Raw genomic sequence first — 20576 nt, 5'->3', positions numbered from 1 at the left:
GCGTCCTTGCTCAGCAGCATGCCGCCGAGCACCGACTGTTCGGCCGTGAGGTCCTGCGGCGGCTGACGGTCGAACGTCGCGCTCTCGCCGGATCCGGACGCCTTCTCGCCGTCACGGACCGCACGGGGCTTGTTGCCGGGACGATCGTCCGTCAGAGCCATACGCAGCGTCACCCCCGGTGGACACAGTACCGAACGCACGTTCGACGCGCGAGTGATGCGTACCGCCCACCCACGACCGTCGTCGGTGATCTGCCGGCCGGCGTGGTGCCCGACGGACCGCGGCGGGCGCGACCCGGGGAGCACGGCGCTCGCGTGCCGGCACGACCGACAGTAGGTCGGCCGCAGGGCCCGTGGCGAACCGGCCTGGTGATCGAACTGGGGATGAACTGTGCACGGATGCCGCCCGTCCCGGGACCGTGCTGGGGACAACCTGGGGACAGCATCCTGGAACGGGCCGTATCCACAGGTCAGAGGCATACTCACAGCTGTGGACAACTTTGCTCTGGCGTGTCGTCGCACGCCGCGTACGGGCGTGTCGGAGCGCCCGGCGGGCCGTTCACCGCCCGGCGCGTCCACAGGCCCGCCCGACGAGTGGATCGTCACCGGGCGGCGTGTCGGCTGCGTGACAAGGCATCCCGGTGCGGGGTCATTCGATCGGTGTCGATCGTCCACCCGGGACTGCACACCGTGTCCGTGGCGCCCGTACGGCCGGCTCCGGACACGCGAAAGGGCGGGGTCCGGAGCACATGGCTCCGAACCCCGCCCTGATCACGCTCGGTGGTCGTACGACCACCGAACCGCTCAGCTCGCGACGACCGCGATCGGCAGCTCGGTGGTGACCTCCGGGTGCAGGCGGACCTGCACCTGGTGCTTGCCCAGGGTCTTGAGGTGACCCGGGACGTCGATGCTGCGCTTGTCCAGCAGCGGACCGCCGGCCGCCTTGACGGCGTCGACGACCTGGGCGGGGGTGATCGAGCCGAACAGGCGGCCCGTGTCCCCGGCCTTGGCCGAGACGGTCACGTTGATGTTGCGCAGCTGCGAGTCGACCTGCTGGGCGCGGCCCAGGTCGCGGATCTCGCGGGACTTCTGGGCCCGGCGGATCTGCTCGACCTGCTTCTCGGCGCCACGGGTGGCGACGACCGCGAGCTTGCGCGGCAGCAGGTAGTTGCGGCCGTAGCCGTCCTTGACCTCGACGATGTCACCCGGGGCACCCAGGTTCGGGACGTCGGCGTTGAGGATGAGCTTCATGTGTCTCCCCTTCCTCAGCGAGCGGTCGAGGTGTACGGCAGCAGGGCCACCTCGCGGGAGTTCTTGACCGCGACGGCGACGTCCCGCTGGTGCTGCCGGCAGTTGCCGGAGACCCGACGGGCACGGATCTTCCCGCGGTCGGAGATGAACTTCCGCAGCAGACCGGTGTCCTTGTAGTCGATCAGCTGGGCCTTGTCCTTGCAGAAAGCGCAGACCTTCTTCTTCGGCTTGCGCACGATGGCCTTGGCCATGGTGGTGCTCCTGGAGATCGTCCTCCGCCCGTCACGGGCGGAGAGGTACGTGGATCAGAAGGGGGGCTCGTCGTCGGACGCGGCGCCACTGCCCGCGGGCGGGGCCGAACCCCAGGGGTCGTCATAACCGCCGCCGGAGTTGCCTCCACCGCCGGAACCGCCACCCTGTCGGGCGCCACCGCCGTCGTAGCCACCGCCGCCGCCACCGAAGCCACCGGAGCCTCCGCCCCGGTTGACCTTGTTGACCTTGGCGGTCGCGTAGCGCAGGGACGGGCCGACCTCGTCGACCTCCATCTCCACGACGGTCCGCTTCTCGCCTTCCTTGGTCTCGAACGACCGCTGGCGCAGACGACCCTGGACCACGACGCGCGCGCCGCGGGTCAGGGACTCGGCGACGTTCTCCGCCGCCTGGCGCCAGATGTTGCAGCGCAGGAAGAGCGCCTCGCCGTCCTTCCACTCGCCGGACTGGCGGTCGAAGGTGCGCGGGGTGGACGCCACGGTGAAGTTGGCGACCGCGGCGCCGGACGGGGTGAACCGCAGCTCGGGATCCGCCGTCAGGTTGCCCACGACGGTGATGACGGTCTCGCCGGCCATGACGGCTCCAATCAGCCGGCGGCGGGCGCCGGCGTGCGGGTGACGTCCTTGCGCAGGACCTTGGTGCGCAGCACGGACTCGTTCAGACCCAGCTGGCGGTCCAGCTCGGCGACGGTGGCGGGCTCCGCGGTGATGTCGAGGACCGCGTAGATGGCCTCGCCCTGCTTCTTGATCTCGTAGGCCAGGCGGCGCTTGCCCCAGACCTCGATCTTCTCGACCGATCCGCCGTCGTTCTTCACGACGGTGAGGAACTGCTCCAGGGACGGCTGCACAGTGCGCTCGTCCAGGCCGCCGTCGAGGATGACCATGACCTCGTAATGACGCATGAGAACCACTCACCTCCTATGGACTCGAAACGGTCACGGCCCGGACGGCCGTGACAGGAGGTTCTCAGTGCACCCCGACGGTTTCCGGCGGAATGCACGGGACCTGCGGGGATGCCGGTACAGGCTAGCAACGCCCGGTCCGGCCCCGACCTGCGGGTACGTGGATCGCCGCGACGGGTCCGGTCGGGCCCGCGGGGACACCCGTCGCCGTACGGGTGCCCGGTCCGCGGCCTCCCGCGGGGGCCGCGCCGCGGCGGACGCCACCGGCGGCCGAGGACTGTCGGGGGTCCTCGCTACCGTGCCCGCATGCAGATCGGAGCACACGTCCGCGACGCCGAGGACCCCCTGGCCGCGGCCGCCGAGGTCGGGGCCGAGGTGATCCAGCTCTTCCTGTCCGACCCGCAGGGCTGGAAGAAGCCGCCGCCGCACCCGCGGGCCGCGGAGCTGGCCGCCTCGGACGTCGCGGTGGTGGTGCACGCGCCCTACACCGCGAACGTCGCGTCCACGAACAACCGGATCCGCATCCCCAGCCGCACGATCGTCCAGCACCACCTGGCCGGGGCCGCCGAGGTCGGCGCGTTCGGGCTGGTCGTGCACGGCGGCCACGTCACGAAGGACGACGACCCGGCGGTCGGCGTCGACAACTGGCGCAAGTTCGTCGAGCGCCAGGCCGGTGAGCACGGCTTCGACGTGCCCGTCCTGATCGAGAACACCGCAGGTGGGGACAACGCGATGGCCCGCCGGTTCGACGCGCTGGGCCGGCTGTGGGACGCCGTGGGCGAGTTCGGCGTCGGGTTCTGCCTGGACACCTGCCACGCCTTCGCCGGCGGCGAGGAGCTGGCCGGGATCGTCGAGCGGGTCCGGGGGATCACCGGGCGGATCGACCTGATCCACCTGAACAACTCGCGCGACGCGTTCGACTCGGCCCGCGACCGGCACGCCAACATCGACGACGGCACGATCCCGCCGGACGAGCTGGCCGCCGTCGTCGCGGCGGCGGGGGCGCCGGTCGTGGTGGAGACCCCGGCCGAGGGGCAGGCCCGCGACATCGCGTTCCTGCGGGAGCACACCTGAGGCTCGGGCGGTGCAGGCGAGCCGGCCGGACGGCGTGAGCCCCGGGGTCCCTCAGCGCCAGGCGAAGACCGGCTGCTCCAGGTGCGCGACCCGGGTGGGGCGCCCGTGCAGGACGACCTCGCGGAACTGGTGGAGCACCGCCCCGGTGGGGGCGTGGACGAAGCGGTCGAACAGCGGCACCTGGATCACCGGGGCGTCGGACTCGGGGATCGTGAGGAACCGCGGCTCGTGGTCGATCTCGGCCAGCGGCGGGCGGTACAGCTCGGCGACCTCGTCCGGGTTCGGCGTCGGCTCGCCCGCACCGCCGGCCCACAGCACGACCGGGGTGATGACGTAGCCGGATCGGGTCGGGTAGTCGTCGAGCAGGCCGAGCACGCGGTCCGGACCGAGTTCGAGCCCGATCTCCTCGGACACCTCGCGGCGCCCCGCCTCCTCGGCGGTCTCACCCGGGTCGAGCCGCCCGCCCGGTAGGGCCCACTGCCCGGAGTGCGCCCGCAGCGACCGGGCGCGCCGGGTCAGGACGAACGCGACCTCGTCGGCGAGACGGCCGTCGCCGGTGGCACCGGGGACCGGCAGCAGCGTCAGGGTGACGGCGGCGGCCCGTTTCCCCGCCCGGTCCGCCTCCGACGCGGCCCGGCGCTCGGCCGGGGGGGAGCGTCGTCAGCGCCGCCTCGACACGCTCCCGCAGCCGCTGCTGCACCGGTTCCGGGACCACCACGTCGTCGGCCATGTCCCGATCGTCGCACCCGGCCGGGCGCCGCACCGGTCTCCGTCGCCGCCGCGCACGTCACACCCCGTGCGGCGCCACCCCGCGCCGTGCCGAGCCCGGCGCGCACGGGCCCGGGGCCGGACCGCCCGGGCGGCCGCGCCGCCGGCCGTCGACGGACGGAGCAGCAGCGAGTCGGTCCGCGGGGTCAGTCCGCGGGGTCGCGCCGGGGGCGGGCCGCCCGGGACGGCCACGGCTGGGGTGCGGCCGCGCGGGTGGCCCGGCCGGAGCCGGTGGACCGGGTCGCGCCGTCCGGACCGGTGGCGCCGGGTCCGCCGCCGTCCCCGCTCCGGCGCCGCCCGCTCCGTGCGGGCACGGCCCCGGCGGACGCGCCGGCGGGCACTGGGGGCACGGCAGCCCGGGAGGAACGTGGGCCGACCGGCCACACCGGCTCCGGGTCCCGGCCCGGGTCGGTGCCGGGCCGCAGGATCTGCCGGACGACGAGCACGCACAGGGCGACGACCACGGCGTCGCGGACCAGCACCGTCACCAGGAACGGCTCGGGGGGCAGCCCCTTGTTCGCGACGCCGAGGTACTGGTACATCCGCGGTACCCACACCAGCGCGTCGACGGTCATCCACGCCAGCAGGAGCCGCCAGCGCGGCAGGGCGAGCACCGCGAGCGGGACCAGCCACAGCGAGTACTGCGGGCTCCACACCTTGTTCAGCAGCAGGAACGCCGCGACCGTCAGGAAGGCCAGCTCGGCGACCGCGGGCGGCCGCGGAGCGCGCAGCGCCAGAGCGGCGATCGCGACGAACGCCAGCACCATGAGCACCGCGGTGACGGTGTTGAGCACGGTGGGGGACTGCCCGTCACCGAGCGGGCCGTCGAAGCCGGACCAGCCGGTGAACCAGTACAGCGAGTACCAGACCGAGTCCGGGTCGGCCGGGCGCGTGCGGTTGAGCAGGAAGAACTCGGCCCAGCCGCGGGGCCAGGCCAGCGCGACCGGGAGGTTCACCGCCACCCAGGCGAGGACCGCGGCGCCGATCGTCCAGGCGGCACGCGGGAGGCCGCCGTCGTCGCGGCGTCGCCAGCCGACGAGCAGCACCGGCAGCAGGAGCAGCAGCGGGTAGAGCTTCGCCGCGCCGCCGATCCCGAGCAGCAGCCCGGCCCAGACGGGCCGGTCCCGGCGCAGCGCGAGCAGCGCGCCGGTCGCGAGCGCGACGGTGAGCGTGTCGAAGTTGGTGAACGCGTGCACCACCACCAGCGGCGACAGCGCGACCAGCGCGGCGTCCCACGGGCGTTCCGGGCGGAGCATCAGCACCGCCCACACGACCACCAGCCAGGCCATGGCCAGCCAGATCGCGGTGACGTCGAAGTAGACGACGACGTCGAGCGCGGACGGCAGCGGCAGCCGCTCGGCCAGCCACTGCCAGCCGTCGGTCAGCTGCGCGTTGAGGTACTGGAACATCCCGGTGACGACCGGGTACTCCATGTACCGGGCGGTGCGGGAGCCGTCGGCGGCGGTCTCGAACCAGGCGTCGCGGTAGGGCACGGCGTCGTCGGCGAGACCCTCCAGCCCGTAGAGCGGGACGGTGTCGGAGTAGCACATCGCGACGTACTGACGGTCGTTGCGCCAGTCCAGCGCGAGCGCACCGTCCGGGGTGCGGTACTCCTGCAGGCAGGCCGCCTTGCCCAGCCAGCCCAGCGCCAGCACGACGACGGCGAACAGCAGCACCACCCGCAGCGGCGTCCACCACCGGGACCGCCCGACGAGTGCGTGCCGGCCCATCGGGCCGCCGACGACCCGGCTGGCGGCGCGCGCCAACGGCTCGGTCCAGGTCGGGATGTCCCGGTCCCGGACGCCCGCCCCCGACGCCTCGTGGGGAACGGGGGGTGCGGCTCCGGGCCGGGCGCCTGCGGTCAGTTGTCGCCCCCACGGCCCGGACGGTCCCGGCCCGCGTCGGAGCCTGGCTGACCGTCGCCGTCACCGCTGCCGTCGCCGTTGCCGCCGTCGCCGCTGTTGCCGTCGCCGGACGCGTCGCCCGAGCCGTCGCCCGAGGAGTCACCCCGGTCCGCGCGGTCACCCCGGTCGCCGTTGTCGCCGTTGTCGCGGCCGTCGCCGGGCTCCTGGGTGGTGGTGGTCTGCTGCTCGTCGCCCTGCCCCGAGTCGTTCGAGACGGCCCGCGCCGGGGCCTGGCCGATCGGCTCGAAGTCGGAGAACTGCTCCACCGGGGTCCCCCGCAGCACGTCGGTCATGAACGACTGCCAGATCGAGCCGGGCAGCATCCGCCCGTAGACCGGACGTCCCGCGGAGTTCTTGATCGGGGAGTTGTCGTCGGTGCCGACCCACACGGCGGTGGACACCGACGGGGTGTAGCCGACGGTCCAGGCGTCGTTGTTCTGACCCTCGACGCTGCTCTGCACGGTGCCGGTCTTCGCGGCGACCGGACGCCCGTCCAGCCCGATCCGCGACGAGCTCGCGACGTCGGTCATGGACTCGGTGACGTTGCGGGCGACCTCGGCCGGCATGACCTGCTGGCCGTTGTCGGTGCTGCCGCGGTCGTAGATGACCCGGCCGTCGCTGGCGGTGACCTTCGCGACCAGGAACGGGTCGCGCCGCATGCCGTCGGCCGCGAACGTGGCGTAGGCCGCGGCCATGTCCTCGGGGTGGACCTCGCGGTCACCCAGCGAGATGCCGCCGGTGGGGTTCGGCAGCAGGTCGGCGGGGATGCCGGCCTGGTGCGCGGCGTCGGCGACCCGCTGCGGGCCGACGTCGAGGCCCATCCGGTAGAAGACCGTGTTGATCGACTTGGTCATGGCCTCCTTCACCGAGCACTGGCCACAGCTCACGCCCTCCGAGTTGGTGACCGTGGTGCCGGCGAGCTCCTGGGGGGAGGAGCCGTCGTAGATCGTGCCGAGGCCGACCGGCGGGTTCGCCTGCAGCGCCGCCGCGAGCACGAACGGCTTGAACGACGAGCCGGGCTGCTTGAGCACCGAGGCGTAGTCGAGACCGACGCCGTTCTCCCCGCCGAAGTAGGCGATGACCGCGCCGGTCTTCGGGTTCACCGACACCAGCGAGGACCGCAGGTTGGCGGGCTGGCCCTCCATCACCTTCTGGACGGCCTTCGCCGCGTCCTCCTGGGCCTTCGGGTCGATCGTCGTGGTGACCGTCAGGCCCTGGGTGTTGATCTCGGTCTCGGAGATCCCGAGCTTCTCCAGCTCGGCGCGGGCCGCGTTGTAGATGTGGCCCTTGTCGTCACCGGGGATGCCCCCGCCCTCGGCCGCGGAGGCCTCCCTCCACTGCGGGAACCTCTGCTGCGCCCGCTCGGCCGGGCTCATCCAGCCCTGGGCGACCATGCCGTCGAGCACGAAGTTCCACCGCTGCTGGGACATCTCGAGGTTCTTCGCCGGGTCCCAGCGCGACGGCGACTGGATCAGCCCGGCGATCATCGCGCCCTCGGAGGCGTTCAGGTCCTGGACGTTCTTCCCGAAGTACGCCTGGCTGGCGGCCTGGATGCCGTAGGCGCCGCGACCCAGGTAGATCGCGTTCAGGTAGTTGCCGAGGATCTGCTCCTTGGTCATCTCCTTGGACATCTTCGCGGCCAGCACGACCTCGCGGAACTTGCGGAACAGCGAGTACTGGTCGTTGCCGGTGGTCACCTTGATGTACTGCTGGGTGATCGTCGAGCCGCCGCCGATCCCGCCGGAGAGCTGGTTGATCACCGCCCGCGCGATGCCGGTGATGTCGAAGCCGGGGTTGGAGAAGAACGTGCGGTCCTCGGCGGACAGCACGGCCTGCTGGACCGGCACCGGGACCTGGGACAGGTCGACACTGGTCCGGTTGACGTTGTCCGGCCGAACGGTGGCCAGCGGGGCGCCGTCGGCGTAGGTGAAGGTCGCGACCTGGGTGACCGCGATGTCGTCGGCCGCGGGGACCGGGAAGACCAGCCAGCCGATCGCGAAGGCGACAAGCGGGCCGATCACCGCTACCGCGGCGAGCCCGATGAGCCAGCGCCGGAGCCGGCGACGACGGCCGGGCTTCTTCTTCCCGTCGCCGCCGTCGCCGGGACCGCGACCGTCGGAACGACCGGGCGGGCCGGGCGGCCTGCCGCCCCCGGCCCCTCGACGGGGGGCCGTGGCCGGTGCCGCCGCGGCCGCCGCCGCACCGGCCGGCGGAGGGCCGGTGCGCTGCGGGGTGGCCGTGCGCGGACCGGCCTGGGCCGGCCGGACGACCGGGTCGAAGTGGCCGACCCCCGAGTCGTCGTGGGTCAGCAGCGGCGGCGGGGGCTGGGGGACCGGGCGCGGCGGCGGTCCCGCGGGCGCGGGACGGCCACCCACCGGCGGACGGCCGGGGGGCGGGGGGGGCATCGGAGGACGGGGGCCCGCGCCCGGCCGGGGTGGCGGTGGGGGCATCGGGGGGCGGGACCGCGGGGGACCGGGGGGCGGGGGCGGCGGCGGGGTGCGCCGGGGGTCACGCTCGTCGTTCACCGGGCGGCTCCGTGGGATGCGGTGGACCGGATCCGCAGCAACCCGGGCCGGGGGTGCCCGGGGCCGAGGGGATCCGGCGTCGGACCGGCGCGGTGCACGCGGTCCGGGTGGTCGTGCTCGTCGGGCAGGGCGCCATCGGACTCAGCCACCCGCACTCCGCCGGCCACGGCGGGGGCGGCCGGTGCCGAGGACGAACGAGCGGACCAGGTGGTTCCAGCGGCACTCGGTGCACACCTCGACGACGTGCACCGAGAAGTCGGCGACCTGCGCCGCGAGCTGCTCGAGGTCCGCCGCGGAGCGGGCCGAGCCGGAGACGTGACGCAGACTCTCGCCGAACACCCAGGAGACCTGGGCGAGCTCGTCGTGCCGGCAGACCGGACAGGCCCGATCGGCGGGGGCGCCGTGGAAGCGCGCGGCGCGGAGCAGGTAGGCACCCGCATCACACACCTCCTCACGGCCGACCCGACCGGCCCGGACGTCGGCCAGCAGAGCACGGCGCTGCAGGGCGTAGTCCACCACCTGTCGCGGGCTGAGCACCCGTCCAGGGTACGCGGGACGGACCCGCGGACCCATCGCCGTCCCGCACGGGGCCCTGCGGGCACGACCGTTCCGTCCCTGGTCGGGGGACTCGTCCGGTCCGCGCTCGCCTGTGATCACGATCATCACACGGGCGGATCGATGTATCGGACCGATAGGGTGACCGGTCGGCGGTCCGCACGGAGGAGGTCGCGATGCTGGACTTCGCGGTCCTCGGCCTGCTCCAGGACGGTCCGCTGCACGGGTACGAGCTGCGCAAGCAGCTCGGTCGCCGGCTCGGCGGCTTCCGCGCGTTCTCCTACGGCTCGTTGTACCCGGCCCTGCGCCGGCTGCTCCGGGCCGGGTCGATCACCGAGACCACCGACGAGGCGGGTGATCAGTACGGACGCACTCCGGGACGGCTGCGACGGGGCAGGCGGGTCTACCGCATCACCCCGGCGGGCCGGGACCGGTTCGCTGCCATGCTCGCCGAGGCCGGCCCCCAGGCCTGGGAGGACGGAAGCTTCGACGTGCACCTGGCGTTCTTCGCGCGGACACCGGCGGAGACCAGGATCCGGATCCTGGAGGGCCGCAGACGGGCCGTCGAGGAACGCCGGGACGGCCTGCGCACCGCACTCGGCAGACCCTGCGAGGGCGTCGACCGCTACACCCGCGAGCTGCACCGGCTCGGGCTGGAGTGCTCCGAGCGCGAGGTGTGCTGGCTGAACGAGCTGATCGCGACCGAACGGGCCGAGCAGGGCGCCACGGACGGCCGTGACGAGAGGACCTTCCCCGGTGGCGGGCCATCCCGGCCCGCGACCGGCGGGATACGACAGGACGAGACAACAGGAGGAGCCTGACATGAGCCAGGTTCGGGTGGCGGTCGTCGGCGTGGGCAACTGCGCGGCATCGCTGGTCCAGGGGGTTCACTACTACGCGGACGCCGATCCGTCGACCCAGGTCCCCGGCCTGATGCACGTCGACTTCGGCGGGTACCACGTCCGGGACGTGACCTTCGTGGCCGCGTTCGACGTCGACGCGAAGAAGGTCGGTCAGGATCTCGCCGACGCGATCTCGGCCAGTGAGAACAACACGGTCAAGATCGCGGACGTGCCGCCGCTCGGGGTGACCGTGCAGCGCGGGCCGACCCTCGACGGTCTCGGCCGCTTCTACCGGGAGACCATCACCGAGGCCGACGGCGAGCCCGTCGACGTCGTGCAGGTGCTGCGCGACACCGAGGCCGACGTGCTGGTGTCCTACCTGCCGGTGGGCAGCGAGGATGCCGACCGGTTCTACGCACAGGCGGCGCTGGATGCGGGCGTCGCCTTCGTCAACGCGCTGCCGGTGTTCATCGCCTCGGACCCGGAGTGGGCGGAGAAGTTCCGCGCGGCCGGTGTCCCGATCGTGGGCGACGACATCAAGTCCCAGGTCGGCGCGACCATCACCCACCGGGTGCTGGCGAAGCTGTTCGAGGACCGCGGCGTGCAGCTGGACCGCACGATGCAGCTCAACGTGGGCGGGAACATGGACTTCCTGAACATGAAGGAGCTCGAGCGGCTGGAGTCCAAGAAGGTCTCCAAGACCCAGGCCGTCACCTCGCAGGTGGACCGGGACATGGGCAAGGGCAACGTGCACATCGGCCCGTCGGACTACGTGTCCTGGCTGGACGACCGCAAGTGGGCCTACGTCCGGCTCGAGGGCCGCGCGTTCGGTGACGTCCCGCTGAACCTGGAGTACAAGCTCGAGGTCTGGGACTCCCCGAACTCCGCGGGCATCATCATCGACGCGGTGCGGGCGGCCAAGATCGCCAAGGACCGCGGCATCGGCGGACCGATCCTGTCGGCGTCGAGCTACTTCATGAAGTCGCCGCCGGAGCAGTACCGCGACTCCGAGGCGCGCGACAAGGTCGAGGCGTTCATCCGGGGCGAGATCGACAACTGATCGATTTCTCGCTACAACGGCCCGGGGACGACCGCGCAGGTCATCCCCGGGCCGTTCCCGTACCGGAGACGTTCCGGAATCTGAAATTACCGATCCGGAATCTTCTCGTTATTCGCCGTGATCGCAGTCATGCAATGAATGTGCTCTGCGTCATTTAATCGAGCGATATCTGTTCGTAATGTGCGGTCCGGCCTTGCGCGACCACCGCCCATCCGGGGTGAGGGGTGCAGGGTCACCGCCGGGCGACGACGCGGGCGGGTCGTGAGCGCTGTCCGGTCTCCCCACCGGAACTCCCCCTTCGTACCGGCGTCCACGGATCCCGCCCCGACCGCTCCTCCGGTGGTGCAACATCCCGAGGACCCCACCGTGCCCCAGCGTCATTCCGCTCCGGCGCTCCGCGTCGCCGTCGTGGCCACCACTGCCGCCGCGGCCGCAGTTCTGTCCGTGCTCCCCGCCGCCACCGCAGCCCCCACGGGCACCACCGCCGCCGCGGCACCCACCGCGGAGACCGTGACCCGTGCCGTCGCCCCGGCCGCGAACGTGCTGCCGACGCGCGGCGCGAACCCGGCCGCGCTCTCGGTCTCCTCCGCGGCGCAGGCCGCGGCCCCGGCCGCGCAGGCCGCCGCCGCACGCAGCGGCGCGATGTCGACCGCGCTGGCCCAGATCGGCAAGCCCTACCGCTGGGGCGCCACCGGCCCGAGCGCGTTCGATTGCTCCGGCCTGGTCCGCTACGCCTTCGCCAAGGCGGGCAAGGACCTGCCCCGCACGAGCCGTGCCCAGGCCCAGGTGGGCACCCCGGTGTCGAAGTCGAACCTCAAGCCCGGTGACCTGGTCTTCTTCTGCAGCCCGGTCAGCCACGTCGGCATCTACATCGGCGGCGGCCAGATCGTGCACGCCTCCACGAGCGGTCAGCCGGTGAAGATCTCCGACGTCGACCGGATGCCGTTCAACTCGGCCCGCCGGGTCTGAGAGAAGTTTGCGGAACGAAGCTCAGCTCTGAACGCACCCGCTCCCCGGTACGACCGGCCCCGTCCGCGCGCAGGACGGGGCCGGTCGTCGTAGGTTCACCGGGTGACCGCTCCCCGCCGCCCGCTCGCCCTGATCACCGGTGCCTCCCAGGGCATCGGCGCCGCCACCGCCCGGCTGCTCGCGCCGCGCTACGACCTGGTCCTCGGCGGACGGGACGAGAAGCGGCTGGAGGCCCTCGCCGACGAGCTGACCGAGGCGGGCCCGGTCGCGGTCCGGACCATGGCCGTCGAGCTCACCGACGACGACGCGCTGGCCACCGCCCTCGACGGCATCGACCGGCTCGACGCGCTGGTCCACTCGGCCGGGGTCGGGGAGCTGGGCACCGTCGAGGAGACCACCGCGCAGACCTGGCGCCACCAGTTCGACGTCAACGTCGTCGCGGTCGCCGAGACGACCCGGCTGCTGCTGCCCGCGCTGCGCGCGGCCGGGACGGACACCGGGGCCGACGTCGTGCTCGTCAACTCCGGCGCCGGGCTCACCGCCCGCGCCGGCTGGGGTTCCTACGCGGCCAGCAAGTTCGCACTGCGCGCCTTCGGCGAGGCGCTGCGCGCCGAGGAGTCCGGCAACGGCATCCGGGTCACCTCCGTGCACCCGGGCCGGGTGGACACCGCGATGCAGGAGCGGGTCGTGGCCCAGGAGGCCGCCGCAGCCGGGACGGCGGGCGGCGGGTACGACGGCTCGAAGTTCCTGCGCCCCGAGTCGGTCGGCGCCGCGATCCTGGCCGCGCTGACCGCGACCCGCGACGCCCACCTCACCGAGATCATGGTGCGCCCGCAGGGCTGAGGGCGGACTGCGCGCGCAGCTCGTCGAGCGCCGCCAGCAACGGTGGCGCGGCAGCGGCGGCGTCCCGGACCACCGCGAGGATCGTCCGCACCGGCGTGGGGCGCACGACCGGCACCGCGCAGGTCCCGGCCGGCAGGTCGACGGCCCCGAGCCGGGGGAGCACGGTGATCCCGATGCCGGCGGCGACGAAGGCCAGCGCCGTGCGGTAGTCGTGGGCCTCGACGTGGAACGGCGGGCGGAACCCGGCGGCGGCGCAGGCCTCGACCAGGTTGCGCCGGCACCACCCGCGGGCGAAGTCGTTGTCCACCCACCGCTGCCCGGCCAGATCCCCCAGGTCGACCTGCTCCGCCCCGGCCAACGGGTGATCGTCGGGCAGCACGACGACGTAGGGGTCGTCGAGCAGGTGGTGCACCGAGAACCCGGGCCAGGCCTCGAAATCCGGTCGTTCGACGGCGATCTGCAGGTCCGAGCGATCCGCCGGGTCGTCGGGCAGCCACTCGCGCAGGGCCAGGTCGAGCCGGACACCCGGGAAGCCGCCGGTCAGCCTGCGCACGACCCGCGGCATCCAGGCGGACCCGACGGAGGCGAAGTAGGCCAGCGACAGCGACCCGGTGCGCCCGGTGCGCAGGTCCTCGACGAGCACCTGGGCCTCCCCGAGCCGGGCCAGCACCGCGTCGGCCTGTTCGGCCAGCAGCAGCCCGGCCGCCGTCGGCCGCAGCCCGCGGCCCACCCGCTCGAACAGCACCAGACCGGTCTCCCGGGCCAGCGCGGTGACGTGCTGGCTCACCGCCGACGGCGTGTACCCCAGGTTGGCGGCGGCGGACTGCACCGACCCACCGGCCACGACCGACCGGAAGATCATCAGACGATGGGTGTCGAGCACGGCCCGACCGTACAGTAGAACTGAATCCAGGAACAGAACATGTCGCTGGTGCTGAACCGTGAGCGGTCCGACGATGTCCTCATGACCACCGTGCACCTGGGGCGGCTCGCCCTCACCACGCCCGCCCTCGCCGCGCTGTACCGGTCGTTCCGGGACCGACCGCGACGGTTGCCCGTCCGCACCGGCTACGACACCCGCCGGCCCACCCTGTGAACGCCGCGACCCGGTCCCGGCTGCTGCCGCTCGCTGCCGCGGCCACCACCGTCGTGCTCTGGGCGTCGGCGTTCGTGGCCATCCGCGCCATCGGCCACGACCTGTCCCCGGGTGCGCTGGCCCTGGGGCGGATGCTGCTCGGGGCCCTGACCCTGACCGCGATCCTGACCGTCGTCCGCGCCCGGAGACGCACCTCCGGCCCACCCCTGCCCCGCGGACGTCTGCTGGCCGCGGTGGCGATCTGGGGTGCGGCCTGGTTCGGCGTCTACAACCTCGCGCTGAACGCGGCCGAGCGGCACCTCGACGCCGGCACCACCGCGCTGCTGGTGAACGTGGCGCCGGTGGTCGTCGCCGTGCTGGCCGGGCTGCTGCTCGGGGAGGGCTTCCCCGCGCGGCTGCTGGCCGGGATGGGCGTCGCGTTCGCCGGGGTGGCGCTGATCGCGGCCGCCTCCTCCGCCGGGGGCGTCGACCTGTCCGGGGTGCTGCTGGGACTGCTCGCCGCGCTGGTCTACGCGGGCGCGGCCGTCGCGCAGAAGCGGCTGCTGCCCCGGGTGGACGCCCTGACGATGACCTGGACCGGCGCCGTCGCCGGGGCCGTCGCGCTGCTGCCGTTCCTGCCGTCGCTGGTGACCGAGCTCGGCACCGCGCCGGCGACGGCCGTCGCCGGCGTCGTCTACCTGGGGGTGTTCCCGACCGGCATCGCGTTCCTGACCTGGGGGTACGCCCTGACCCGCACCACGGCGGGCAAGCTGGCCGCGACCACGTACGCGATCCCGCCGCTGGTGGTCGGGCCGTCCTGGGCGCTGCTCGGGGAGGTGCCCGCACCGGCCGCGCTCGCCGGCGGCCTGCTCTGCCTGGTCGGCGTCGCCGTCGCCACCCGTCCGGCCGGGTCCCGGGGGCGGGGATCCTCCGAACGACCGACCCCGGTGGCCAGCTCGGTCACTACGCTCGACGGGCATGGGGGAGTCCAGGGACGACGAGCGGTCCGTGCTGCGGGTGTCGGACCCCGAACGGAATGAGGTCGCGGAGCGGCTGACGCTGGCGCACGACGAAGGCCGGCTGTCCCTGACCGAGTACGACGAGCGGTTGCAGCAGGCCTACGCGGCGACCGTCCGCGCGGATCTCGACCGGCTGGTCGCCGACCTGCCCGCGGTGGAGCGCACGGCCCTGCCGTCGGTGCGCGCCGAGACCGCGGAGGTGGAGAAGGCCGAGGCGCGGCGTGAGCACCTCACCGAGTGGCGGTCGTGGGCCGGCACCGCGGTCATCCTGACCGGCATCTGGGTGGTGACCGCGGTCTCCGCGGCCTCCGACGGGGAGGGGCTCCCGTTCTTCTGGCCGATGGTGCCGATGGGGATCTGGGCCGCGGTCCTCGTCGCACAGTTCTTCTTCGGCTCCGAGGACGAGGACGACGACGAGGACTGACGACGAGGACCGACCCGAGGACCGAGGCCCCGCGACGGCTGCCACGCGCCCCGGACCGGGCATAGAGTCGCTCCGTGCTCGACCCCGCCCGCCTCGATCTGTCCGCGCTCGCGGACGCGCTCGAGGACCGCACGCCGGAGGTCACCTGGTACCTCGATCCGGCCGACGCCGAGGTGCACGGCGTGTCCGGCGGCACCCGGCCCGATCCGGACTGGGTGGAGATCCGGCCGGTGACCAGCCGGGAGTCCTACCGGGACATGTCCGACTTCACCGCGGGCGTGCAGCACCGCCGGGCCGCGGCGCTGCTGGACCGCGCGATCGACGGCCGGGGCGCGTTCCGCCGGTTCAAGAACACGCTGTTCGAGTTCCCCGAGGTCCGTGACCAGTGGTACCGCTTCCGCGACGCCCGTGCCCGGCGCCGGGCGGCGGACTGGCTGGTGGCGGCCGGCCTGATCGGCGCCGAGGACGGCGAGCGGATCAAGGCCCGCCACCCCGATCCGGACCCGTCCAACGACGACGTGCCCGCCGCCGTCGCCGACGACCTGGCCCTGCTCTACGGCCCCCGGCTGCGCCAGGTGCTGCTGTTCGGGTCCTGGGCCAGTGGGGAGGGCTCGGTCGAGTCCGCGATCGACCTGCTCGTGGTGCTCGACGACGACGGGGTCCCGATCCTGCCCTGGGAGGAGGTCCGCGCGATGGACGACGTGCTGTGGCAGCACACCCGGCGGACCGGGCTGACGATCAGCGTGCTGCCGGTCGGGCAGGGCGAGCTCGTCCGCGCCGCCGACCCGACGGTCGTGCGGGCCCGCGCCGAGGCGGTGCGGGTCCGGTGACCCGGCGGGTGAACGGCGGGCTCGCCCGGGCCCGGGTCGAGCTGGGCGGGGCCCGGGTGCTGGCGGAGAACGGCTTCGGCGACGCCGCGGTCTCCCGCGCGTTCCACGCCGCGTTCCGCGCCGCCGAGACCGCGCTGCTGGTGCTGGGGGAGACCCGCGCCGAGCACTCCGAGGTGGTCAGCGCGTTCGTGCGCCGGGTCGTGCGGGAACGCTCGCTGGACCCGCGCGCCGGTCGACTGCTGCGGTCGCTCTACAACCGGCGGGCGCTGGCCGACCACTCCGACGCGACCGCCCCCGCCGCCGAGGCGCACGCCGCTCTCGACGACGCCGCGTTCGTCCTCGACGCCGTGGAGGCCTGGCTCGCCGAGCCCGCCCTCTCCACGCCGCCGGCCCCGGAGAACGGGGCGACCCGGCGGCCGGAGAAGCCGGTCCGGCGCGGGTTCCGGGCCTGACCGGCCGCAGCGGCGATGACCGCGCGGGTCAGAAGAAGTCCCCGCCGAAGTCGGAGTCGTTGTCGAACAGGCCCCCGCCGTCGAAGCCGCCGTCGAAGCCCGGGGCAGCTCCGTCGACCCCGCCGTCGACCCCGCCGTCGAAGCCCGGGTCGTCGAGCGCGGCGCCGTCGGCGAACCCGTCGGCGTAGGCGGCCTGGTCGGCGCCGGCCATCCCGCTGAACAGCGAGGTGAACAGCAGCGCCGAGCCGACGCCCCAGGCCCCGGCGACGAGTGCGGGCTTCCACCAGGGCTCGGAGTACCAGCCGCGCGGCACCGGGCGCCCGGCGACGGTCCCGCCGGGGTAGTAGTGGCTGTTGCGGTCGGTCGGTCGCGGCGACGCGCCCAGGCTGCGCCCCTCCACCTCGACCTCGCGGTCCTCGGTGACCTCACCGGCGCGGGACTGGCCGGGCAACGGCGGCAGCTCGGGTCCGGGGTCCATGCCCATCGCGGTGCGTGCGGCCCGGACGTAGTAGAGGCCCTCGTAGGCGGTCTCGGTGACCTGCCGGCACTGCGCGGGGGTCCGCGCCTGCTCCATCTGCGAGCCCGCCGCGGTGTAGCGCTCGGCCGCGTCGGCCAGCGCCTGGCGGCTCGCCTCGTCGGTCCCGGTCAGGGCCAGGACCTGACCGCCGAGCCGTTCCACCCAGCGCCGGGACTCGGCCTGGGCGTCGGCGAGCGCCGCTGCCTTGTCGGCATTGTGCCGTCGCACCAGCCAGACGACGGCCGCGACCACGGCGAGGACGACGATCAGGGTCAGCAGTGAGCTCATGGCGGACCTCCTGCCCGCCTCAACGGGCAGGAGGTCGCCTGCGTTCCCTACCGGACGACGTTGACCAGGCGCCCCGGGACGACGATGACCTTCTTCGGCTCGGCCCCGTCCAGCGCGGCGACGACCTTCTCGTCGGCCAGCGCGGCCGCCCGGATGTCGTCCTGGCCTGCGTCGGCGGCGACGACGACCCGGGAGCGGACCTTGCCGTTGACCTGGATCGGGTACTCGACGGTGTCCGCGACCAGGTAGCGCTCGTCGGCGACCGGGAACGGGGCGTAGGCCAGCGTGTCGTCGTGGCCCAGCTTCTGCCACAGCTCCTCGGCGATGTGCGGGGCCAGCGGTGCCAGCATCAGCACCAGCGCCTCCGCGACCTCGCGCTCGACCGGCGTGCCCCGCTTGGTCAGGGCGTTGTTCAGCTCGATCAGCTTCGCGGCGGCGGTGTTGTAGTGCAGCGCGGGGTAGTCGGCGCGGACGCCGGCGATCGCCTTGTGCACGGACCGCAGGATCTCCTCCGACGGCGCCGTGTCGACGACGGTGACCTCACCGGTCGTCTCGTCGACCAGGTTGCGCCACACCCGCTGCAGGAACCGCTGCGGGCCGACGACGTCACGCGTCGACCACGGGCGGGAGGCGTCCATCGGACCGGTGTACATCTCGTACAGCCGGAAGGTGTCCGCGCCGTAGCGGTCGCACATGTCGTCGGGCGTCACGACGTTCTTCAGCGACTTGCCCATCTTCCCGTACTCCCGGGTGACGGGCTGCCCGTTCCACGTGAAACCGCTGTCGGACTCCACGACCTCCTCGGCCGGCACGTAGGTGCCGCGGGCGTCGGTGTAGGCCCAGGCCTGGATGTAGCCCTGGTTGAACAGCTTCCGGAACGGCTCCTCGCTGCTCACGTGGCCCAGGTCGAACAGGACCTTGTGCCAGAACCGCGAGTACAGCAGGTGCAGCACGGCGTGCTCGACCCCGCCGACGTACAGGTCGACGCCGCCCGGGTCGGCGACCGACCGCGCCGTGTTCTTGCCGATCCAGTACTTCTCGGCCTCCGCGGAGACGAACCGCTCGGTGTTCTCCGGATCCAGGTAGCGCAGGTAGTACCAGCACGACCCGGCCCACTGCGGCATCGTGTTCGTCTCGCGGCGGTACTGCTTCGGGCCGTCGCCCAGGTCCAGCTCGACGGCCACCCACTCGTGCGCCCGGGACAGCGGCGGCTCCGGCTCGGAGTTCGCGTCGTCCGGGGCGTAGGTCTTGGGCGAGTAGTCGTCGACGTCGGGCAGGACGACGGGCAGCTGGTCCTCGGGCAGCGCGATCGGACCGTGCTCGTCCCAGATGACCGGGAACGGCTCGCCCCAGTAGCGCTGCCGGGAGAACAGCCAGTCGCGCAGCTTGTACTGCACGACGCCCTCGCCCGCGCCCTTCGCGGCCAGCCAGTCGATGATCGTGCGCTTGGCCTCGTCGACGCCCAGCCCGTTCAGGCTGATCTCGTCGTTCGCGGAGTTGATGGTCGGGCCGTCGCCGGTGTAGGCGCCACCGTCCCAGTCCGACGGCGGCGCCACCGTGCGCACGTGCGGCAGCCCGAACGCGGCGGCGAAGTCCCAGTCGCGGGTGTCCTCGGCGGGGACCGCCATGATCGCGCCGGTGCCGTAGCCCATCAGCACGTAGTCGGCGACGAACACCGGCACGGCCGCGCCGTTCACCGGGTTGGTGGCGTACGCGCCGGTGAACACACCGGTCTTGTCCTTGTTCTCCTGCCGGTCCAGCTCCGACTTGCGCGCGGCCTCGGCCCGGTACGCGGCGACGGCCTCGGCGGGCGTCGCGGCGCCACCGGTCCAGCGGGGGTCGGTGCCGTCCGGCCACTGCGCCGGGACCAGCGAGAACACCAGCGGGTGCTCGGGCGCCAGCACCATGTAGGTGGCGCCGAACAGGGTGTCCGGGCGGGTCGTGAAGACCTCGACGGCGTCGTCGGAACCGACGACGGGGAACCGGACGCGGGCCCCCTCCGAGCGGCCGATCCAGTTGCGCTGCATCGCCTTGACCGACTCCGGCCAGTCGACCCGGTCCAGGTCGTCGGCCAGCCGGTCGGCGTAGGCGGTGATCCGCATCATCCACTGCTTCAGGTTGCGGCGGAAGACGGGGAAGTTGCCGCGCTCGGAACGGCCGTCGGGGGTGACCTCCTCGTTCGCCAGCACGGTGCCCAGGCCGGGGCACCAGTTGACCGGAGCCTCGGAGATGTAGGCCAGCCGGTGGCCGTCGATCGCCGCGCGCCGCTCGCCCTCGGACAGCTCGGCCCACGGACGGCCGTCCGGGGTCGGGCGGGTGCCGGCCTCGAGCTCGGCTCGCAGCTCGGAGATCGGGCGGGCGCGGTCGGCGTCGGTGTCGTACCAGGACTCGAAGATCTCGCGGAAGATCCACTGGGTCCACCGGTAGAACTCGATGTCGGTGGTGGACACCGAGCGACGCGGGTCGTGGCCCAGGCCCAGCTGACGCAGCTGCTGCCGGTAGCGGGCGATGTTGGTCTCGGTCGTCGTCCGCGGGTGCGTCCCGGTCTGCACGGCGTACTGCTCGGCGGGCAGCCCGAAGGCGTCGAAGCCCATCGGGTGCAGCACGTTGTGGCCGTTCATCCGCAGGTAGCGGCCCAGCACGTCGGTGCCGATGAAGCCCAGCGGGTGCCCGACGTGCAGCCCCGCCCCGGAGGGGTAGGGGAACATGTCCATCAGGTAGACCTTCGGCTTCTCCGAGCCGGGCTGCCCCGGGTCGGGGGCGTGGAAGGTCTGCTCGGTCTCCCAGAAGTCCTGCCACTTCCGCTCGATGCGGGCGGCCATCTCGGCGTCGTAGCGGTACGCCGGGCGGTCCGCACGCTGCTCGGACGCGGTCGTGGTCTCGGTGCTCATGTCCGTCTCACCTCGGGGATGCCTGTCGTGACGGCCCGACTCGGGGCCCGGAACACGTCGCGGCCCCTCGTGCGCATCACGCAGGAGGGGCCGTCGCGGCGCCGTGTTGTGGCTACGAC

Annotated in this window: 22 protein-coding genes and 1 pseudogene; 10 read left to right on the top strand and 13 right to left on the bottom strand. The window is 73.3% G+C overall.

The features are described 5' to 3' along the window. From FVA95_RS32570 to rpsF, 5 genes and pseudogenes are all read right to left on the bottom strand, one after another. Positions 1–161, bottom strand: a pseudogene (locus FVA95_RS32570) (replicative DNA helicase); the annotation flags it as partial. 642 nt (positions 162–803) lie between these two features. After that, positions 804–1250: a 50S ribosomal protein L9 gene (gene rplI / locus FVA95_RS02270; protein ID WP_149662711.1), complete on the bottom strand. Its 447-nt coding sequence runs from the start codon at positions 1248–1250 to the stop codon at positions 804–806. A gap of 14 nt (positions 1251–1264) precedes the next feature. After that, the gene (gene rpsR, locus FVA95_RS02265) at positions 1265–1501 is read right to left on the bottom strand and encodes a 30S ribosomal protein S18 (protein WP_020623471.1); all 237 of its coding nucleotides are present in this window, start codon (positions 1499–1501) and stop codon (positions 1265–1267) included. Positions 1502–1555: 54 nt separating this feature from the next. After that, positions 1556–2095: a single-stranded DNA-binding protein gene (locus tag FVA95_RS02260; RefSeq protein WP_020623470.1), complete on the bottom strand. Its 540-nt coding sequence runs from the start codon at positions 2093–2095 to the stop codon at positions 1556–1558. 11 nt (positions 2096–2106) lie between these two features. Continuing rightward, positions 2107–2421 carry a 30S ribosomal protein S6 gene (gene rpsF, locus FVA95_RS02255; RefSeq protein ID WP_043277749.1) on the bottom strand — a complete coding sequence of 105 codons (315 nt, stop codon included), beginning with the start codon at positions 2419–2421 and terminating at the stop codon, positions 2107–2109. Positions 2422–2727: 306 nt separating this feature from the next. On the opposite strand from rpsF, the gene FVA95_RS02250 reads away from it, so the two are divergent. Then, the gene (locus FVA95_RS02250; protein WP_149662710.1) at positions 2728–3495 is read left to right on the top strand and encodes a deoxyribonuclease IV; all 768 of its coding nucleotides are present in this window, start codon (positions 2728–2730) and stop codon (positions 3493–3495) included. A gap of 51 nt (positions 3496–3546) precedes the next feature. Here FVA95_RS02250 and FVA95_RS02245 read toward each other — a convergent pair whose 3' ends face one another. The 5 genes from FVA95_RS02245 to FVA95_RS02230 all read right to left on the bottom strand — a co-directional run bounded on the left by FVA95_RS02245 (position 3547) and on the right by FVA95_RS02230 (position 9229). Continuing rightward, complete coding sequence (locus FVA95_RS02245; protein ID WP_368667288.1) at positions 3547–3993, bottom strand: CoA pyrophosphatase; 447 nt, start codon at positions 3991–3993, stop codon at positions 3547–3549. Positions 3994–4409: 416 nt separating this feature from the next. Then, positions 4410–6029, bottom strand: coding sequence for a glycosyltransferase family 87 protein (locus tag FVA95_RS02240; RefSeq protein WP_370460817.1), 1620 nt, complete (start codon positions 6027–6029; stop codon positions 4410–4412). A 95-nt stretch (positions 6030–6124) separates the two neighbouring features. Beyond that, the gene (locus FVA95_RS02235; RefSeq protein ID WP_205015741.1) at positions 6125–8572 is read right to left on the bottom strand and encodes a transglycosylase domain-containing protein; all 2448 of its coding nucleotides are present in this window, start codon (positions 8570–8572) and stop codon (positions 6125–6127) included. Between the two features lie 116 nt (positions 8573–8688). Beyond that, positions 8689–8841: a hypothetical protein gene (locus tag FVA95_RS30670; protein WP_158071549.1), complete on the bottom strand. Its 153-nt coding sequence runs from the start codon at positions 8839–8841 to the stop codon at positions 8689–8691. Then, positions 8834–9229, bottom strand: a complete 396-nt coding sequence (locus FVA95_RS02230) for a DUF5318 family protein (protein WP_060715022.1) — start codon at positions 9227–9229, stop codon at positions 8834–8836. The genes FVA95_RS30670 and FVA95_RS02230 overlap by 8 nt, the downstream gene beginning before the upstream one ends. Positions 9230–9423: 194 nt before the next feature. Between FVA95_RS02230 and FVA95_RS02225 the strand changes: the two genes are divergently transcribed. From FVA95_RS02225 to FVA95_RS02210, 4 genes are all read left to right on the top strand, one after another. Next, positions 9424–10068: a PadR family transcriptional regulator gene (locus FVA95_RS02225; RefSeq protein WP_149662708.1), complete on the top strand. Its 645-nt coding sequence runs from the start codon at positions 9424–9426 to the stop codon at positions 10066–10068. Position 10069: 1 nt separating this feature from the next. Continuing rightward, positions 10070–11149 carry an inositol-3-phosphate synthase gene (locus tag FVA95_RS02220; protein WP_149662707.1) on the top strand — a complete coding sequence of 360 codons (1080 nt, stop codon included), beginning with the start codon at positions 10070–10072 and terminating at the stop codon, positions 11147–11149. A 366-nt stretch (positions 11150–11515) separates the two neighbouring features. Then, on the top strand, positions 11516–12118 hold the full coding sequence (locus FVA95_RS32565) for a C40 family peptidase (RefSeq protein ID WP_240051210.1): 603 nt from the start codon (positions 11516–11518) through the stop codon (positions 12116–12118). A gap of 102 nt (positions 12119–12220) precedes the next feature. Further along, positions 12221–12961, top strand: a complete 741-nt coding sequence (locus FVA95_RS02210; RefSeq protein ID WP_149662705.1) for an SDR family oxidoreductase — start codon at positions 12221–12223, stop codon at positions 12959–12961. On the opposite strand, the gene FVA95_RS02205 is transcribed toward FVA95_RS02210, so the two are convergent. Further along, complete coding sequence (locus FVA95_RS02205; protein ID WP_149662704.1) at positions 12939–13844, bottom strand: LysR family transcriptional regulator; 906 nt, start codon at positions 13842–13844, stop codon at positions 12939–12941. The two genes, FVA95_RS02210 and FVA95_RS02205, sit on opposite strands and share 23 nt — an antisense overlap. Before the next feature lie 39 nt (positions 13845–13883). On the opposite strand from FVA95_RS02205, the gene FVA95_RS30665 reads away from it, so the two are divergent. The 5 genes from FVA95_RS30665 (at position 13884) to FVA95_RS02185 (ending at position 16761) form a co-directional block, all read left to right on the top strand. Then, on the top strand, positions 13884–14057 hold the full coding sequence (locus FVA95_RS30665) for a hypothetical protein (protein ID WP_161992164.1): 174 nt from the start codon (positions 13884–13886) through the stop codon (positions 14055–14057). Beyond that, positions 14054–15076 carry a DMT family transporter gene (locus FVA95_RS02200; RefSeq protein ID WP_149662703.1) on the top strand — a complete coding sequence of 341 codons (1023 nt, stop codon included), beginning with the start codon at positions 14054–14056 and terminating at the stop codon, positions 15074–15076. The genes FVA95_RS30665 and FVA95_RS02200 overlap by 4 nt, the downstream gene beginning before the upstream one ends. Continuing rightward, entirely contained in the window at positions 15015–15479 is a 465-nt protein-coding gene (locus tag FVA95_RS02195) for a DUF1707 domain-containing protein (protein ID WP_149662702.1), read from the top strand. Before FVA95_RS02200 ends, FVA95_RS02195 begins: the two co-directional genes overlap by 62 nt. Positions 15480–15553: 74 nt before the next feature. Further along, a complete protein-coding gene (locus FVA95_RS02190) occupies positions 15554–16309 on the top strand; it encodes a UPF0158 family protein (RefSeq protein ID WP_020621928.1) in 756 nt (251 codons plus the stop codon). After that, positions 16306–16761: a HEPN domain-containing protein gene (locus FVA95_RS02185; RefSeq protein WP_149662701.1), complete on the top strand. Its 456-nt coding sequence runs from the start codon at positions 16306–16308 to the stop codon at positions 16759–16761. The genes FVA95_RS02190 and FVA95_RS02185 overlap by 4 nt, the downstream gene beginning before the upstream one ends. Positions 16762–16789: 28 nt before the next feature. On the opposite strand, the gene FVA95_RS02180 is transcribed toward FVA95_RS02185, so the two are convergent. After that, on the bottom strand, positions 16790–17566 hold the full coding sequence (locus FVA95_RS02180) for a hypothetical protein (protein WP_149662700.1): 777 nt from the start codon (positions 17564–17566) through the stop codon (positions 16790–16792). Between the two features lie 47 nt (positions 17567–17613). Further along, positions 17614–20457 (bottom strand): leucine--tRNA ligase, encoded by a 2844-nt coding sequence (leuS, locus tag FVA95_RS02175; protein WP_149662699.1) that lies wholly within the window; start codon positions 20455–20457, stop codon positions 17614–17616. Positions 20458–20576: the final 119 nt, after the last annotated feature.

It is taken from the genome of Pseudonocardia sp. EV170527-09, assembly GCF_008369905.1.
Taxonomy (GTDB): domain Bacteria; phylum Actinomycetota; class Actinomycetes; order Mycobacteriales; family Pseudonocardiaceae; genus Pseudonocardia.
The sequence above is the reverse complement of the archived record's forward strand: the minus strand, read 5'-3'. Positions and strand labels throughout refer to the sequence as shown.